We start from the raw sequence: 15,494 nt of genomic DNA, 5'->3' as shown, positions 1-15,494 counted from the left end.
GTGGACAAGCCCCCGGGTACCGTGATCACACCCTGCCCTTCCCCACCCCCCGAGGACGTCGCCGTGCCCTGGACCCCTCCCACCGGACCCTCGCGCAGGAGCCTGCTCGCCGGCGCGGCCGCCACGGCCGGCGCGGTACTGGCCAGCGGCTGCTCCGGCGGCTCCCGCCCGCCGGCGCCGCCGAGCGGTGTTGCACTCGAACGGCGGATGCGCGCATCGGCTGTCCGGGACAGCGAACGGCTGCTGGAACGTTACGACGCCACTGCAGCCGCCCACCCCGCGCTGGCCGGCCGCCTCGCCCCGCTGCGCTCCGCCGTCGCCGCGCACGCGGGGGCGCTGGCCTGGCCGACCGGGGCAGACGGGGCCGGCGGGGCTCCGGGGGAGGCGGCGGGGACCGCGTCCGGCTCCGCCGCGCCGTCGGGTGCGCCGTCGCCGGGCGGGACGCCGCCGGCCGGCGGGGTGCAGGTCCCGCCGGAGCCGGACAGGGCACTGGCGGCGCTTGCGGACGCCGAGCAGTCCCTCGCGGAGGCCCGCACGGCCGCCCTGGCCGGAGCCCCCGGCGAGCTGGCCCGCATGCTGGCCTCGGTCGCCGCCTGCGGCGCCGTCCACGTCCACCTGCTGACCCCCGCCCCGGGAGCCGCCTCGTGAAGCCCTCGCCCTCCGCCCCCTCCCCCGCCGGGCGCGCCCTCGACGCCGCCCAGGCAGCGCTCGCCGCCGAGCACGCCGCCGTGTACGGGTACGGGGTCGTCGGCGCGCGCGCAGGCGAGCGGGCAGCCGAGGCGCGCGAGGCGCACGGCACCCACCTCGCACGCCGTGACGCGCTGGCGCGCGCCGTACGCGACCTGGGCGGCTCCCCCCGGCCCTCCGACCCGGCGTACGCGCTCCCGTACGAGGTGCGCGGCGCCGGCGACGCCGAGCGGCTGGCCGCGGAGATCGAGGACCGCGTGGCCGGCGCGTACGCCGACCTGGTGCGGGCGGCGGACGGCCCGCTGCGCCGCGAGGCGGCCGACGCGCTGAGCGCTGCGGCGGTCCGCGCGGCGCGCTGGCGCGGCGGCGGCGTAGCCTTCCCTGGGCTCGCGGAACGCGCACAGCCCGCCGGGAACAGCTGAAGGGGAACACGCACGCATGGCTTTCGAACCGCCGCAGCGGCTCGTACGGGCGCTCGGCGAGACGCCGGACGGGGACGGAAGCACGGCCGACTGGCTGGAGCGGCTGCCCCGGCTGGCCGAGGCGGCACTGGACCGGCGTGCGGTACGGGCCCAGCGGGTCCAGGCCCCCGGCGGGCGCAGCAGCCTGGTGGTGCTGGTGCAGTACGAGGACGGCACGCCGGCCGTGCTGAAGCTCGCTCCCCCGCAGGCGCGGCCCGACCGGGAGCTGGCCGCGCTCGCCCACTGGGGCGGCTTCGGCGCCGTACGGGTCCTCGACACCCGCCACCACGCCGAGGACGGGGCGCTGCTGCTGGAGCGGCTGCACCCGGAGGTCTCCCTGCGGTCCCTGCCCGAGGCGAAGGCGCTGCTGGAGGCCTCCGGGACGCTGCGGCGGCTGTGGGTGAAGCCGCCGGAGGGGCACCCCTTCGAGACGGTCGCCGAACGGACGGCCCGGCAGGCCGGGGCGCTGCGCGCGGCGGTGCAGGCCGGGGCGGCCGGAGCCGGCGCCTCGGCGGGGGCCGGGGCGCTGGCGGAGGCCGCGCTCGCGGTGCACGAGGAGCTGACGACGGGGCCGGGGCAGGGGCCGGGCGGAGAGCAGCTGCTGCTGCACGGCAACTTCCGGCAGGGCAAGGTGCTGGCCGGCGACCGCGCGCCGTGGCTGGCCGTGGGCCCGGAACCGGTGGTCGGCGAGCGCGCGTACGACCTGGCCCGGCTGGTCCGGGACCGGCTGGAGGACCAGGTGGCCTCGTCGGCGGGGGCCGCGGGCGCCCGGCGCAGGGTGAACAAGCTGGCCGACAGCCTGGAGGTGGACCGGGACCGGCTGCGCGGCTGGACGCTCTTCCGGGCGGTCGAGTCGGGCACCCGCGCCCTGGCCGCGGGACGGCGGCGCGATGCGGAGCTGCTGCTGGAGTTCGCGGCCTGGCTTTAGGGGCATACCGGTACATAAGGGTGTACCGATGTATCACGGGCAGCCTGCAGGGAGGCCGCCATGTTCCAGGAACTGCTGACCGCGGCGATCGCGGCGGGCGTATGCCTCGCGGTCGCCACCGCCTCTGCCGCCCGCATCGTCAGGCAGTACGAACGCGGCGTCGTACTCCGCTTCGGCCGCCTGAGGGAGGGCATACGACAGCCCGGATTCACCATGATCATCCCGGCTGTGGACCGGCTCCACAAGGTCAACATGCAGATCGTGACGATGCCCGTGCCGGCGCAGGAGGGCATCACCAGGGACAACGTCACGGTCCGCGTCGACGCCGTCGTCTACTTCAAGGTCGTCGACCCGGCGAGCGCGATCATCGAGGTCGAGGACTACCGCTTCGCCGTCTCCCAGATGGCCCAGACCTCGCTGCGCTCCATCATCGGCAAGTCCGACCTCGACGACCTCCTCTCCAACCGGGAGAAGCTGAACGAGGGCCTGGAGCTGATGATCGACAGCCCGGCGGTGGGCTGGGGCGTCCAGATCGACCGCGTGGAGATCAAGGACGTCTCCCTCCCGGAGACGATGAAGCGCTCCATGGCCCGCCAGGCCGAAGCCGACCGCGAACGCCGCGCACGCGTCATCAACGCGGACGCGGAACTCCAGGCCTCCCGCAAACTCGCCGAGGCGGCCGCAGTCATGTCGGACCAGCCGGCGGCCCTCCAACTCCGCCTCCTCCAAACGGTGGTGGCCGTGGCGGCGGAGAAGAACTCCACCCTGGTCCTCCCGTTCCCGGTCGAACTCCTCCGCTTCCTGGAACGCGCCACCCCGGACCCCCAGCCCGATCCCGCACCGGCGGCGGGTGCGCGCCCGGAGCCCGAGCCGCGATCCGCATCCCCGGCAGTCGAAGCCGCCCCACCGCTCGGGCCGCCGACACACCCGCCGCGCGCGGTCGAACCCGCCGAAACACCGAAGCACGCCGAGCGGGCGCTCGAAGCACCGGCGCAGCCGCAGCCCCCGGCCGGCGAGAGCAGCACCCAGCCCCGCCCCGAAGCCGCGGCCGATCCACAACCAGGACCGCCCCCACAGGTGAACGGCTCGCACCCGCCCCCCGCAGACTGACCCCTGCACGTGACGGCGGCCGAATCCCCCACCGCATCGGTCGCGCAGTACCGTGACTCCGCAGGGGTCCGGTTCGCCGGAGGGCGGCACTTCTCCTCGACGTCGAGGGCGGCCGATCTCGTTCCGATGGCCGCAAGCCGGCTCTTGAGCCACCGGGCTGCACCTCCATGAAGCCGCGCAGCGCGGCACACTCCAGCCCCGCCGGCGTTCGAGGCGCCGTGGGGCGGAGCCCCGCGGGAGCCTGTGGCCCCCGCGGGCCCGCCGGGGGACGGCGTCAGGACGTCAGGCGGGCCAGGGCCTCCGGGAGGGGGAGTTCCTCGCGGGTGCCCGAGGCCCGGTGCTGGAGTTCGACCACGGACTCCCCTGCCCGGCGGCCCGCGACCAGAATCCACGGCACGCCGATCAGCTCCGCGTCGGTCAGCTTCACCCCGGGCGAGAGCCCGGCCCGGTCGTCCAGCAGGACGCGCCGCCCGGCCGCGGCCAGCGCCTCCGCGGCCTGTTCGGCGAGCGCGAGCTGCACCGCCTTGCCCGCCGCGACGACGTGGACGTCGGCCGGGGCGACCTCCGCCGGCCAGGACAGGCCCCGCTCATCGGCGGTCTGCTCGGCGAGGGCGGCGACGGCGCGCGAGACGCCGATGCCGTAGCTGCCCATGGTGACCCGCACCGGCTTGCCCTCGCGGCCCAGCACGTCGAGCCCGAAGGCGTCGGCGTACTTGCGGCCGAGCTGGAAGATGTGGCCGACCTCGATCGCGCGGTCGAGCCGCAGTCCGGCCCCGCACTGCGGGCAGGGGTCGCCGGGCTCCACGACGGCGACGTCGAGGTAGCGGTCCACCTGGAAGTCGCGGCCGCAGACCACGTTCCGGGCGTGCGTGTCCGGCTTGTTCGCGCCGGTCACCCAGGCCGTGCCGGGCGCGACCCGCGGATCGGCGAGGTAGCGGACCTTGCCGAGGCCCTGCGGACCGACGTACCCGCGCACCAGGTCGGGGCGGTCGGCGAAGTCCTCGGCGGTGACGAGTTCGACCTCGGCGGGCGCGAGGTGCTCGGCCAGCTTGCCGAGGTCGACTTCCCGGTCACCGGGCACGCCGACCGCGGTGATCTCGCCGTCGACCTTGACCAGGAGGTTCTTCAGCGTCGCGGACGCGGGGACGCCGAGGTGCGCGGCGAGCGTCTCGATGGTGGGGGTGCCGGGGGTGGGGATCTCCTCCAGCGGCGGGTGCTCCCCCGCCGCGGCCGCGCCCTCCCCGGCCAGGGGGAACGTCACCGCCTCCGTGTTCGCCGCGTACCCGCAGCCAGGGCAGTCGGCGAACGTGTCCTCGCCGGCGGCCGCGGGCGCGAGGAACTCCTCGGACGCGGAGCCGCCCATCGCCCCGGACACCGCCGAGACGATCCGGTGGTCGAGCCCCAGCCGGGTGAAGATGCGCCGGTAGGCGGCCCGGTGCAGGGCGTACGACTCGGCGAGGCCCTCGTCGCTGACGTCGAACGAGTACGAGTCCTTCATCTGGAACTCGCGCCCGCGCAGCACGCCGGAGCGCGGGCGGGCCTCGTCGCGGTACTTCGTCTGGATCTGGTAGAGGATGACCGGCAGGTCCTTGTAGGACGTGCACTGGTCCTTCACCAGCAGGGTGAAGATCTCCTCGTGGGTGGGCCCGAGGAGGTAGTCGGCGCCCTTGCGGTCCTTGAGCCGGAAGAGCAGGTCGCCGTACTCCGACCAGCGCCCACTGGTCTCGTACGGCTCCCTCGGCAGCAGCGCGGGCAGCAGCACTTCCTGGCCGCCGATGGCGTCCATCTCCTCGCGGACGATGCGCGAGACGTTCTCCAGGACCCGCTTGCCGAGTGGCAGCCACGTCCACACGCCCGCGGAGCTGCGGCGGACGTATCCGGCGCGGACGAGGAGGCGGTGGCTGAGGGTCTCGGCGTCGGCCGGATCCTCGCGGAGGGTCCGCGCCATCAGCCGGGACATGCGCTGCACGTGTTGCGTTGCCATGCCGCGAGGCTATCGAACGGCGGCGGGGCGGCCGAAGGGATTTCAGGGCCGCGGCAGCGGCAGCGGGGCGCCCATGACGGCGTACGGGAGGCTCGCGCTCGGGAAGTGGACCTGGCGGGCGAGGTCGGTGTAGCCGAGGGAGCGGTAGAGCCGGCGGGCGGGGCTCTCGGCGTCGATGGCGGAGAGGATCGAGCGGGGCTCGGCGGCGCTGTCGGTGATGCGGGTGATGAGGGCGCGGCCGACGCCGCGGCCCTGGAAGCCGGGGTGGACGTGCAGCTCGGTGATGACGAAGGAGCCGTCGAGCCAGCCGTCCTGTCCCTCGGCGCGCAGGTAGGGCTCGACGATGGAGGACCACCAGTAGGTGCGGTCGTTCGGCATGCCGTACACGAAGGCGGCGAGCGCCCCGTCGTCGGTGTAGGCGCCGAGGGCGCGGGCGCCGGGGCAGGTCATGTGGCGCTGGACGATGTACCGGCGGATGCCGACCTCCTCCTCGCTGAGGCCGAAGGCCACCGCCTGCACGCGCAGGGCCTCGTCCACGCGGGCGGCGAGGTCGAGGGGGCCGATGGTCAGGCCGGCGGGCCGGGCGGGGCCGTCGCCCGCGGGGTAGGCAGCATGCGGTGACCTTACTCGGCGGTCGCGGCGGGCCGGTACGCCCGGGCGGGGCGGGCGGGCAGTTCCGGCCGTCCGGTGCGGCGGCGCCCTTCCGGCGCCCACGGCAGAGGGCCTGGCAGGTAAGCAGCCTTGGGGATGGGAGGGGGAAGGCGGGTGGCGCGCCTCCGCTTCTTCACAATCAAGATCATGGAGGTGGCCGGCATCAGGGCCCGGTAGACCGCGCACGGCGAGTCTCCTGCATCGAAACGTTCCGCTTTCGCCGGATCCGGAAGGATCCCCCCATGAGGATTCCTGCTGCCGGTCGCCTGTGGCTGCCTCCTGAGCGCTACATGGAGCCTGTCACCGTGGATCTTGTTCCCCAGGAGAACGTCCACCAGCGTGCCGAACTCGTGGACCTTGCCTATGCGTCGTCGGTGAACCGGCTGACGGAACAACGGGCCCGGCTGGAGGGCATCCGCACCCGGGCCGCCGCGCTGCTGACCGTGGCGTCCCTGGTGGTGACCTTCGCGACCGATGCCGGCCTCTTCGGCACCAAGGGCGGGGGCCCCGGATTGGATCTGGGGTATCTCGTGGCCCTGATGCTGATCTTCCTGCTCGTGGGGATCTGCGCAGTGTGCGTACTGCAGCCGACACCGCCGAGCTGGCAACACGGGCCGCCCGCGGTAGCGCTGCTGGACGACTTCCCCGCCCACCTGTCGGACACCGCCGTGAAGGCGGCAGCAGCAGAGTTCATGACGGAAGCAGCCGACACCTACAACGCGACGCACCTCGACTTCTGCAGCTGGTGGTATCGCCGGGGCTCCTTGCTGCTGGGTGTGGAGTTGCTGGTCCTCGTTGCCGGCTCGGCTTTCTGAAGGTCCGCCCGGCCCCCGTGCGCGGAGCGGCGCGAACGCTCCACCGCGAGGGGCTGGTGGAGGGGGAGCCTTCGTCGAGCGGACCGCTCCGATGACACCGGGCGGTGCTCCACTCTCTGGCAGCACTCCGCCGGCAGGCTCTAGAACAGGACGCTCATGAACGCGCCGACCTCGCGGAAGCCGACGCGGCGGTAGGCGGCGCGTGCCGCGGTGTTGTAGTCGTTGACGTACAGGCTGACCACGGGGGCGACGTCGCGGAGCGCGTACTCGACCACGGCGGCCATGCCGGTCTCGGAGTGGCCGCGGCCGCGGAACTCGGGGGCGACCCAGACGCCCTGGATCTGGCAGGCGGCGGGGGTGGCGGCGCCGATCTCGGCCTTGAAGACGACCTTGCCGTCCTCGACGCGGGCGAAGGAGCGGCCGGATCCGACGAGCTCGGCGACGCGGGCCTGGTAGAGGAGGCCGCCGTCGCCGGCGAGCGGGGAGACGCCGACCTCTTCGGTGAACATGGCCACGCAGGCGGGCATGATCAGGTCCATCTCGTCCTTGCGGATGCGGCGGACGAGCGGGTCGGGGCGGACGTCGGCGGAGGGCTGCTCGGTCACCATGAGCGGCTGGTGGGCGCGGACCTCGCGGGCGGGCCCCCAGCTGGGTTCCAGGAGCCGCCACAGCAGGGACGTGGCTTCGGCGGGGCCGACGATGGAGGAGCAGCGGCGGCCGGTGCGGCGGGCGCGGTCGGCGAAGGCGCGGACGGCGTCGGGCGGGGCGCAGACGGGGACGAGGTTGGCGCCGGCGTAGCAGAGGGAGCGGAGCTCGCCGTCGGCGTAGTAGCCCCACATCTCGCCGCCGAGGCGCCAGGGGTCGAGGCCGGCGACCTGGACGCGGGAGGTGACGAAGGCGTTCTCGACCGGCTCGCGTCCGAGGACGGCGAGGGCGGCGTCGAGGTCGCCGGGCCCAAGGACCCGGGTGGTGGTCTGCGTCAACACTGGGGCCTCACATGCAGGGCTGCTGATCTCCGAACTGTACCCGCCGCGGGTCGGAGCCGCCTGGTCCGGCCGGGTGCCGGAACGCCGCCGGCCCCGTCCGCGAGCTGCGGGGACGGGGCCGGGGGCCGGATGCCGGGGCTGGATGCCGGGGGTGTGGCCGGGGGTCAGGCGCCGATGGCGACGGTGGGCTCGCCGGAGGCGACGCCGTCCTTCTCCATCTGCTCGGCGATCTTCATGGCCTCTTCGATGAGGGTCTCCACGATCTTGGATTCGGGGACCGTCTTGATGACCTCGCCCTTGACGAAGATCTGGCCCTTGCCGTTGCCGGAGGCGACGCCGAGGTCGGCCTCGCGGGCCTCGCCGGGGCCGTTGACGACGCAGCCCATGACGGCGACGCGCAGCGGGACCTCCATGCCGGTGAGGCCGGCGGTGACCTCCTCGGCCAGCTTGTAGACGTCCACCTGGGCGCGGCCGCAGGAGGGGCAGGAGACGATCTCCAGGCGGCGCGGCTTGAGGTTCAGCGACTCCAGGATCTGGCGGCCGACCTTGACCTCCTCGACCGGCGGGGCGGAGAGGGAGACGCGGATGGTGTCGCCGATGCCCTCGGAGAGGAGGGCGCCGAAGGCGACGGCCGACTTGATGGTGCCCTGGAAGGCGGGGCCGGCCTCGGTGACGCCGAGGTGCAGCGGGTAGTCGCACTGGGCGGCCAGCTGGCGGTAGGCGTTGACCATGACGACCGGGTCGTTGTGCTTGACCGAGATCTTGATGTCGCGGAAGCCGTGCTCCTCGAAGAGGGAGGCCTCCCACAGCGCGGACTCGACGAGCGCCTCGGGGGTGGCCTTGCCGTACTTCTGGAGCAGGCGGCGGTCGAGGGAGCCGGCGTTGACGCCGATGCGGATCGGGGTGCCGGCGTCGCCGGCGGCCTTGGCGATCTCCTTGACCTTGTCGTCGAACTGCTTGATGTTGCCCGGGTTCACGCGGACGGCGGCGCAGCCGGCGTCGATCGCGGCGAAGACGTACTTGGGCTGGAAGTGGATGTCGGCGATCACGGGGATCTGCGACTTCTTCGCGATGACGGCGAGGGCGTCGGCGTCGTCCTGCGTCGGGCAGGCGACGCGGACGATCTCGCAGCCGGACGCGGTCAGCTCGGCGATCTGCTGGAGGGTGGCGCCGATGTCGGACGTGCGGGTGGTGGTCATGGACTGCACCGAGATGGGCGCGTCACCGCCGACGGCCACCGTGCCGACCTGGATCTTGCGGCTGACCCTGCGGTCGGCGAGCTTCGTCGGCACGGACGGCATTCCGAGAGAGATGGCAGTCATCTGCTGTGCAACCCCAAGGTGTGGATCGAGGTCCCGAGATCGGCGGGCTCCGGTCTTCGAGATTACGCCAACGAGGGGGCGGCCCCCGCATCCGAGGGCCGGAGACACCCGAACGCGGGGAGCCGGGCACGCTTCGTGCCCGGCTCCTCACGGTCGGCGTCCGTACGCGCGTACGGCCATAGGCGCGTACGTGCGGGTCAGGTGATGCGGATGGGGTTCACGACGTCGGCGACGAGCACCAGCAGCGTGAAGCAGACGAAGACGCCGGCGACGACGTACGCGGCGGGCATCAGCTTCGCCACGTCGAACGGGCCGGGGTCGGGGCGGCGGAAGAGGCGGGCCGTGTTCCGCCGGAGGGACTCCCACAGGGCGCCGGCGATGTGCCCGCCGTCCAGCGGGAGCAGCGGGAGCATGTTGAACAGGAAGAGCGAGAGGTTGAAGTAGCCGACGAGGCCGAGGAAGAAGACCAGCCGCTGCTCGGCGGGGATGTCGAGGGTGGCGATCTCGCCGCTGATGCGGGCGGCGCCGACGATGCCCATCGGGGAGTCGGCCTCGCGCTCGCCGCCGTCGAAGGCGGCGTTCCACAGGGCCGGGATCTTGCCGGGCAGGGCGAGCAGGCCGTCGACGCTGCGGGCGACCTCCTGGCCCATGTGCTCGACGGACTCGCCGAATCCGAGGGCCGCGGTCTCGTTCTTCGGGCTGAAGCCGAGCCAGCCCGCGGTGACGTACTGGCCCTTGACGTAGCCGCCGTGGCCGTCGGTCTTGGCGACCTTGTTCTCGATGAGGGTGACGGGCAGCGCCAGGCGCTGCCCGCCCCGCTCGACGGTGACGGTGGCGGGGCCGATGGTCTCGCGGATGCGCTGCTGCAGCACCGACCAGTCGGAGACGGCGCGGCCGTTGAAGGCGACGATCCGGTCCTCGGGGAGCAGGCCGGCGGCCTTCGCGGGGGCGACCGGGTCGCCCTCCTTGCAGACGTCCCGCCTCTCGCTCTGCTGGATGACGCAGGGCGAGACGGAGGCGACCTCGGTGGTGGTGCGGTTGATCCCGAAGGTCATCCAGACGCCGAAGAAGACCGCGATCGCGAGCACCAGGTTCATGAACGGGCCGGCGAACATGACGATCACGCGCTTCCACGGCTTGCGCGTGTAGAAGAGCCGCGTCTCGTCGCCCGGCTGGAGCTCCTCGTAGGCGGCGGAGCGGGCGTCCTCGATCATCGAGCGGACGGGCGAGGTCGAGCGGGAGCTGATCCTGCCGTCCTCCCCGGGCGGGAACATCCCGATCATGCGGATGTAGCCGCCCATCGGGATGGCCTTGATGCCGTACTCCGTCTCGCCCTTGTGCCGGGACCAGATGGTCGGCCCGAAGCCGACCATGTACTGGGGCACGCGGATGCCGAAGAGCTTGGCCGTGGAGAGGTGGCCGAGCTCGTGCCAGGCGATGGAGACGAGCAGCCCGACCACGAAGACCAGTATGCCGAGCACCGTCATGAGTGCTGTCATGCGCGCGCCTCCACGGCGGCTCCGGCCGCCATCTCCCGTGCCCGGGCCCTGGCCCAGGTCTCCGCTTCAAGGACGTCCGCGACGGTGAGGGAAGTTCCCGCGTCCGGCGTCCCGTGCTCATCGACCACGGCAGAGACCGTATCCATGATTGCGGTGAACGGCAGCCGACCGGCCAGGAAGGCGTCCACGCACTCCTCGTTCGCCGCATTGAAGACGGCGGGTGCGGTGGAGCCGAGGGTGCCCACGTGCCGGGCGAGGTCCACGGCGGGGAACGCCTCGGTGTCGAGCGGGAAGAACTCCCAGGTGGAAGCCTTGGTCCAGTCGAAGGCGGGGGCGGCGTCGGGGACGCGCTGCGGCCAGCCGAGGCCGATCGCGATGGGGCCGCGCATGTCCGGCGGGGTGGCCTGGGCGAGGGTGGAGCCGTCGGAGAACTCCACCATCGAGTGGACGTAGGACTGCGGGTGGACGACGACCTCGATGCGGTCGAAGGGGATGTCGTAGAGCAGGTGCGCCTCGATGACCTCCAGCCCCTTGTTGACCAGGGTCGCCGAGTTGACGGTGATGACCGGGCCCATCGCCCAGGTGGGGTGCGCGAGGGCGTCCTCGACGGTGACGGAGGCCAGTTCGGCGCGGGTGCGGCCGCGGAACGGGCCACCGGAGGCGGTCACGACGAGCTTGCGGACGTCGGCCCGGGTGCCGGCGGCGAGGGCCTGGAAGAGGGCCGCGTGCTCGGAGTCGACGGGGATGATCTGGCCGGGCTGCGCGAGCTCCTTGACCAGCGGCCCGCCGACGATCAGCGACTCCTTGTTGGCCAGGGCGAGGGTGCGGCCCGCCCGGAGCGCGGCCAGGGTCGGCGCGAGGCCGATGGAGCCGGTGATGCCGTTGAGGACGGTGTGGCACTCAGAGGCGGCGATCTCGGTCGCCGCGTCCGGCCCGGCGAGGATCTCGGGCAGCGGCTCGGACGCGCCGTACTGCTCGCTCAGCGCCTCCTTCAGGGCCGGTACGGCGTCCTCCCGGGCCACGGCCACCGCTGTGACGCGCAGCCGCCGGGCCTGCTCGGCGAGCAGCCCGGTGCGCCCGCCGGCGGCCGACAGCGCGGTCACCCGGAACCGGTCCGGGTTGCGCAGGGCGAGGTCGATGGCCTGGGTACCGATGGACCCGGTGGAGCCGAGGATGACGATGTCCCGTCGGCCGTCCGCGGCGTCGTAGAGGAGGTGCGGATCGGCAAGGGGGGCTGGACTGTCGCTCATCCCCCCATTGTCGCGTCACGTCAGGAGCGGTGGGACACGCCCTCCCGGTAGTCGCCGCTGACGACCGCGGCGAGCAGCTCGGGCAGCGTCCCCGCGAAGTCGGGCAGGGCGCGGGCGGTGTCCCACCAGGCGCCGGGGTCGGTGCCGAGCGCGGCGTCGAGGAGGCGTTCGGCCTCGGCGCGGGCGGCGAGGAAGGCGCGGGGGCGGTCGTGCCGGTCGGGGCCGTCCACCTCGCCGAGCCAGTGGTCCTCGTCCAGGGCCCAGGCGGCGGGGGCCTTGTGGCGGATGACGTCGGCGCCGGTGAGGAGGCCGCGGTCGAGGCAGGCGCGCACCCAGCGGACGTCCTCGCGGAGGTCGCCCATGGCGTTGGGGACGGCGAGGCTGGCCAGGGCAAGCTCGCGGTGGACGCCGCCGCCTGCCGGGGGCGGGCCGGGGGCGAGGTCGGCGACGGCCTCCGCGAGCCCGGGTATGTCCTCCGGCGGGCGCGGACCGGCGGCGTCCGCGCCGGGGGCGGCGTCCGCGGCGGTGCCGGCGGCGACGGCGGCCGCCAGCTCGGGCAGGGTGCCCGGGAAGGCGGGGGCGTGGCGCTCCAACTCGGCCCACAGGCGCGGGTCGTCGCCGAGGTGCGGGCGCAGGGCGCGCGTCAGGGCGGCGCGCATGCCGGCCTGCTCGGCGAGGTTCCAGCCGAGCCGGCCGGCGGTGTGGGCGCGGCCGAGGAGCAGCGTGCGGTGTGCGGGGGCGACGGCGGCGGCGAGCTCGTCGAAGGTGACGATTCCGGCGCGGAGGGCGCGGACGGCGGGCCGGTGCCAGTCGGGGCCGTACGCGGGGGCCGCGCGGGTGTCGAGGAGGGCGAGGGCGGTGGCGGCGTCCAGGCCGCCGGCGAGCAGGAGGGCCTCGACGGAGCCGGGCGGCAGCGGCGCGCGGGCGTGCTCGCGCAGCAGCAGCGCGGGCGCGGGCGGGCGCCCGCCCAGCCGCAGGACGTCCAGCGGGATCCGGGGCCGGCGGCTGCCGTGCCGGCGCAGCAGGGCGACCGTCTCGGCGTCGGAGAGCGGAGGGTGCGGGGGCCGTCCGAGTTCGGAGCGGAAGGTCGCCAGGAGCGCGGGGGCGGGGGCGGGGCGGGCTGCGTAGCGGGCGGGCCCGGGCAGGCCCGGCAGGGGGCGGCCCAGGACGTGCGGGTTGCGGGCGACGGTGCGGCGGTCCTCCTCGCTGCCGCCGCGCAGCAGCAGGGTGACCGCGGAGGCCGGGAGGCGCTCGTCGCGGCACAGGAAGCGGCGCGCGGGCGCGTCGAGGCGCGCCCACAGGGCCGGGGCGACCGCGTCCGGTGCGTGGCGCAGCAGGAGCGCCACGCACCAGGCGAGCCGCCGGCTCTCCCTGTCCGCGGTGTCGGCGTTCACATGCATCCGATTCCCCCTCGCCGGTGGTGTACGCCTGCTGCGGCGTCCGGCGATGATCGCAGGTCAGCGGAAGGGGCGGTGCACGTTCTCGCGGGCGGAGGGGCCGGGGGCGGCGTCGGCGATCCAGGGGCCGTCGCCGGAGGGGTCGTACGCGCCGTCCTCCAGCCAGGTGTAGGTGCCGGAGAGGACTCCGGCGACGACCTTGCGGTCGAGGTCGTCGGTGTTGCTCCACAGGCGGCCGAAGAGCTCCTCGACACGGATGCGGGACTGCCGGCAGAAGGCGTCGGCGAGCTGGTAGGCCTCGCGGCCGTGCTCGCCGCTGGCGCGCAGGTGCTCGGCGCGGACGCAGGCCGCGCTCATCGCGAACAGCTCGGCGCCGATGTCGACGACGCGGCCGAGGAAGCCCTGCTTGGTCTCCATGCGGCCCTGCCAGCGGGACATGGCGTAGAAGGTGGAGCGGGCGAGCTTGCGGGCGCTGCGCTCGACGTAGCGCAGGTGGGTGGCGAGGTCGGGGTGGCCGGAGGGGTGGAACTCCCGGTAGGTGCCGGGGACCTGTCCGGCTCCGGCGGCGAGCCGGGGCAGCCAGCGGGCGTAGAAGCCGGCGGCACGGGCGCCGGCCCTGGCCTTGTCGCCGAGGTCCTTGTCGGGGTCGATGAGGTCGCCGGCGACGGAGAGGTGGGCGTCGACGGCCTCGCGGGCGATGAGGAGGTGCATGATCTCGGTGGATCCCTCGAAGATCCGGTTGATGCGCAGGTCCCGCAGCATCTGCTCGGCGGGGACGGCGCGCTCGCCGCGCGCGGCGAGGGAGTCGGCGGTCTCGAAGCCGCGGCCGCCGCGGATCTGGACCAGCTCGTCGGCCATGAGGCAGGCCATCTCGGAGCCGTAGAGCTTGGCGAGGGCGGCCTCGATGCGGATGTCGTTGCGGTCCTCGTCGGCCATCTGGGAGGCGAGGTCGACGACGGCCTCCAGCGCGAAGGTGGTCGCGGCCATGAAGGCGATCTTGGAGCCGACGGCCTCGTGGCGGCCGACGGGCCGGCCCCACTGCTCGCGTACGCCGGACCACTCGCGGGCGATCTTCAGGCACCACTTGCCGGCGCCGACGCACATGGCGGGCAGGGACAGCCGCCCGGTGTTGAGGGTGGTCAGCGCGATCTTCAGGCCGGAGCCCTCGGCCCCGATGCGGTTGGCGGCGGGCACGCGGACCCGGCGGAAGCGGGTGACGCCGTTCTCCAGGCCTCGCAGGCCCATGAACGCGTTGCGGTGCTCGACGGTGATGCCGGGCGAGTCGGCCTCGACGACGAACGCGGTGATGCCGCCGCGGTGGTTCTCCGACTTCGGGACGCGGGCCATGACGACGAGCAGGTCGGCGACGACGCCGTTGGTGGTCCACAGCTTCACGCCGTCGAGGACGTAGGCGTCGTCCCCGTCGGGGACGGCGGTGGTGGCCAGGCGCGCCGGGTCGGAGCCGACGTCGGGCTCGGTGAGGAGGAACGCGCTGATCGCGGTGGTGGCGCAGCGCGGCAGGAAGGCCTCCTTCTGCTCCTGGGTGCCGAACATCTTGAGCGGCTGGGGCACGCCGATGGACTGGTGCGCGGAGAGCAGCGCGCCGATCGCGGGGCTGGCGGTGCCGACGAGGGCGAGGGCCTTGTTGTAGTACACCTGGGTCAGGCCGAGGCCCCCGTACTTGGGGTCGATCTTCATGCCGAGCGCGCCGATCTCCTTGAGGCCGCGGACGGTCTCGTCGGGGATCTTCGCCTCGCGCTCGATGCGGGCGCCGTCGATGCGGGTCTCGCAGAAGGTCCGCAGCCGGGCGAGGAACGCCTCGCCGCGCCTGACGTCCTCGTCGGCGGGCTGCGGGTGCGGATGGATCAGGTCGAGGCGGAACCTGCCGAGGAAGAGCTCCTTGGCGAAGCTCGGTTTGCGCCAGTCCTGTTCCCTGGCCGCCTCCGCGACCTGCCTGGCCTCGCGCTCGGTCACCTTGGGCTGTGCGGGCTGTGTTGCGGACATGCGGGGGCTCACCTCGCCGCCGAAGTGGGGACGCTACCGGTGGGTGCTATCTGTGAGTCGTACCCCCGCAAGCCCCGGGGGAAAAGCCGGGACGGGCCACCCGGGCGAATCCCCCCGCCAAACGGCCGCCTCCCACCGCCCCGCAGGAGCCGAGGCCCGCTTCCGCCCGTGTGCCCGCGGGATCTGCGGACCGAGCCGCCGGGGGACCGGACCGCCCGCGACCGTTCCGGGCGGGGGCCGCCTCCCGTGGCCGAAAAACAGTCGGCGGGCAGGCGGGGCACTTGCCGACGACATGTCCCGGGTGTGAGCATGCGCCGCGCCCTCCAACGGCGGACAGGTGCGGCGGGCCGAGGGGCCCGCCGGCCGCCCCCACCCGTTGGGTCCGCCCCAGACCACCGAA

General features: G+C 74.1%; 13 protein-coding genes. 5 read left to right on the top strand and 8 right to left on the bottom strand.

Features of this window, described 5'->3' with window-relative positions; translation table 11 throughout:
* Positions 1–63: 63 nt before the first annotated feature.
* From C0216_RS07105 to C0216_RS07090, 4 genes are read left to right on the top strand one after another with little or no spacing between them, the layout of a single operon-like run.
* Positions 64–648: a hypothetical protein gene (locus C0216_RS07105; protein ID WP_246042360.1), complete on the top strand. Its 585-nt coding sequence runs from the start codon at positions 64–66 to the stop codon at positions 646–648.
* Positions 645–1,109 (top strand): DUF4439 domain-containing protein, encoded by a 465-nt coding sequence (locus C0216_RS07100; RefSeq protein ID WP_246042357.1) that lies wholly within the window; start codon positions 645–647, stop codon positions 1,107–1,109. The genes C0216_RS07105 and C0216_RS07100 overlap by 4 nt, the downstream gene beginning before the upstream one ends.
* Before the next feature lie 16 nt (positions 1,110–1,125).
* The gene (locus tag C0216_RS07095) at positions 1,126–2,076 is read left to right on the top strand and encodes an aminoglycoside phosphotransferase family protein (RefSeq protein ID WP_114054432.1); all 951 of its coding nucleotides are present in this window, start codon (positions 1,126–1,128) and stop codon (positions 2,074–2,076) included.
* Between the two features lie 60 nt (positions 2,077–2,136).
* Entirely contained in the window at positions 2,137–3,186 is a 1,050-nt protein-coding gene (locus C0216_RS07090; RefSeq protein ID WP_114054431.1) for a slipin family protein, read from the top strand.
* Positions 3,187–3,460: 274 nt separating this feature from the next.
* Here the strand turns inward: C0216_RS07090 and C0216_RS07085 are convergent, their stop codons facing one another.
* Entirely contained in the window at positions 3,461–5,170 is a 1,710-nt protein-coding gene (locus tag C0216_RS07085) for a proline--tRNA ligase (RefSeq protein ID WP_114054430.1), read from the bottom strand.
* A 42-nt stretch (positions 5,171–5,212) separates the two neighbouring features.
* Positions 5,213–5,740 (bottom strand): GNAT family N-acetyltransferase, encoded by a 528-nt coding sequence (locus C0216_RS07080; protein WP_114058503.1) that lies wholly within the window; start codon positions 5,738–5,740, stop codon positions 5,213–5,215.
* Between the two features lie 323 nt (positions 5,741–6,063).
* Between C0216_RS07080 and C0216_RS07075 the strand changes: the two genes are divergently transcribed.
* On the top strand, positions 6,064–6,636 hold the full coding sequence (locus C0216_RS07075; RefSeq protein ID WP_114054429.1) for a hypothetical protein: 573 nt from the start codon (positions 6,064–6,066) through the stop codon (positions 6,634–6,636).
* Between the two features lie 140 nt (positions 6,637–6,776).
* Here the strand turns inward: C0216_RS07075 and C0216_RS07070 are convergent, their stop codons facing one another.
* The 6 genes from C0216_RS07070 to C0216_RS07045 all read right to left on the bottom strand — a co-directional run bounded on the left by C0216_RS07070 (position 6,777) and on the right by C0216_RS07045 (position 15,094).
* Positions 6,777–7,622, bottom strand: a complete 846-nt coding sequence (locus C0216_RS07070) for a GNAT family N-acetyltransferase (RefSeq protein ID WP_114054428.1) — start codon at positions 7,620–7,622, stop codon at positions 6,777–6,779.
* Positions 7,623–7,786: 164 nt separating this feature from the next.
* Entirely contained in the window at positions 7,787–8,944 is a 1,158-nt protein-coding gene (gene ispG / locus C0216_RS07065) for a flavodoxin-dependent (E)-4-hydroxy-3-methylbut-2-enyl-diphosphate synthase (protein ID WP_114054427.1), read from the bottom strand.
* Between the two features lie 197 nt (positions 8,945–9,141).
* The gene (locus tag C0216_RS07060) at positions 9,142–10,443 is read right to left on the bottom strand and encodes a M50 family metallopeptidase (protein ID WP_114054426.1); all 1,302 of its coding nucleotides are present in this window, start codon (positions 10,441–10,443) and stop codon (positions 9,142–9,144) included.
* Positions 10,440–11,693 (bottom strand): 1-deoxy-D-xylulose-5-phosphate reductoisomerase, encoded by a 1,254-nt coding sequence (gene dxr / locus C0216_RS07055; protein WP_114054425.1) that lies wholly within the window; start codon positions 11,691–11,693, stop codon positions 10,440–10,442. Before dxr ends, C0216_RS07060 begins: the two co-directional genes overlap by 4 nt.
* A gap of 20 nt (positions 11,694–11,713) precedes the next feature.
* Complete coding sequence (locus C0216_RS34940; protein ID WP_162793129.1) at positions 11,714–13,093, bottom strand: hypothetical protein; 1,380 nt, start codon at positions 13,091–13,093, stop codon at positions 11,714–11,716.
* A gap of 57 nt (positions 13,094–13,150) precedes the next feature.
* Positions 13,151–15,094, bottom strand: a complete 1,944-nt coding sequence (locus tag C0216_RS07045; protein ID WP_114054423.1) for an acyl-CoA dehydrogenase family protein — start codon at positions 15,092–15,094, stop codon at positions 13,151–13,153.
* Positions 15,095–15,494: the final 400 nt, after the last annotated feature.

The organism is Streptomyces globosus (genome assembly GCF_003325375.1).
Lineage (GTDB): Bacteria > Actinomycetota > Actinomycetes > Streptomycetales > Streptomycetaceae > Streptomyces > Streptomyces globosus_A.
This window is presented reverse-complemented; position numbering and strand designations above follow the sequence as displayed.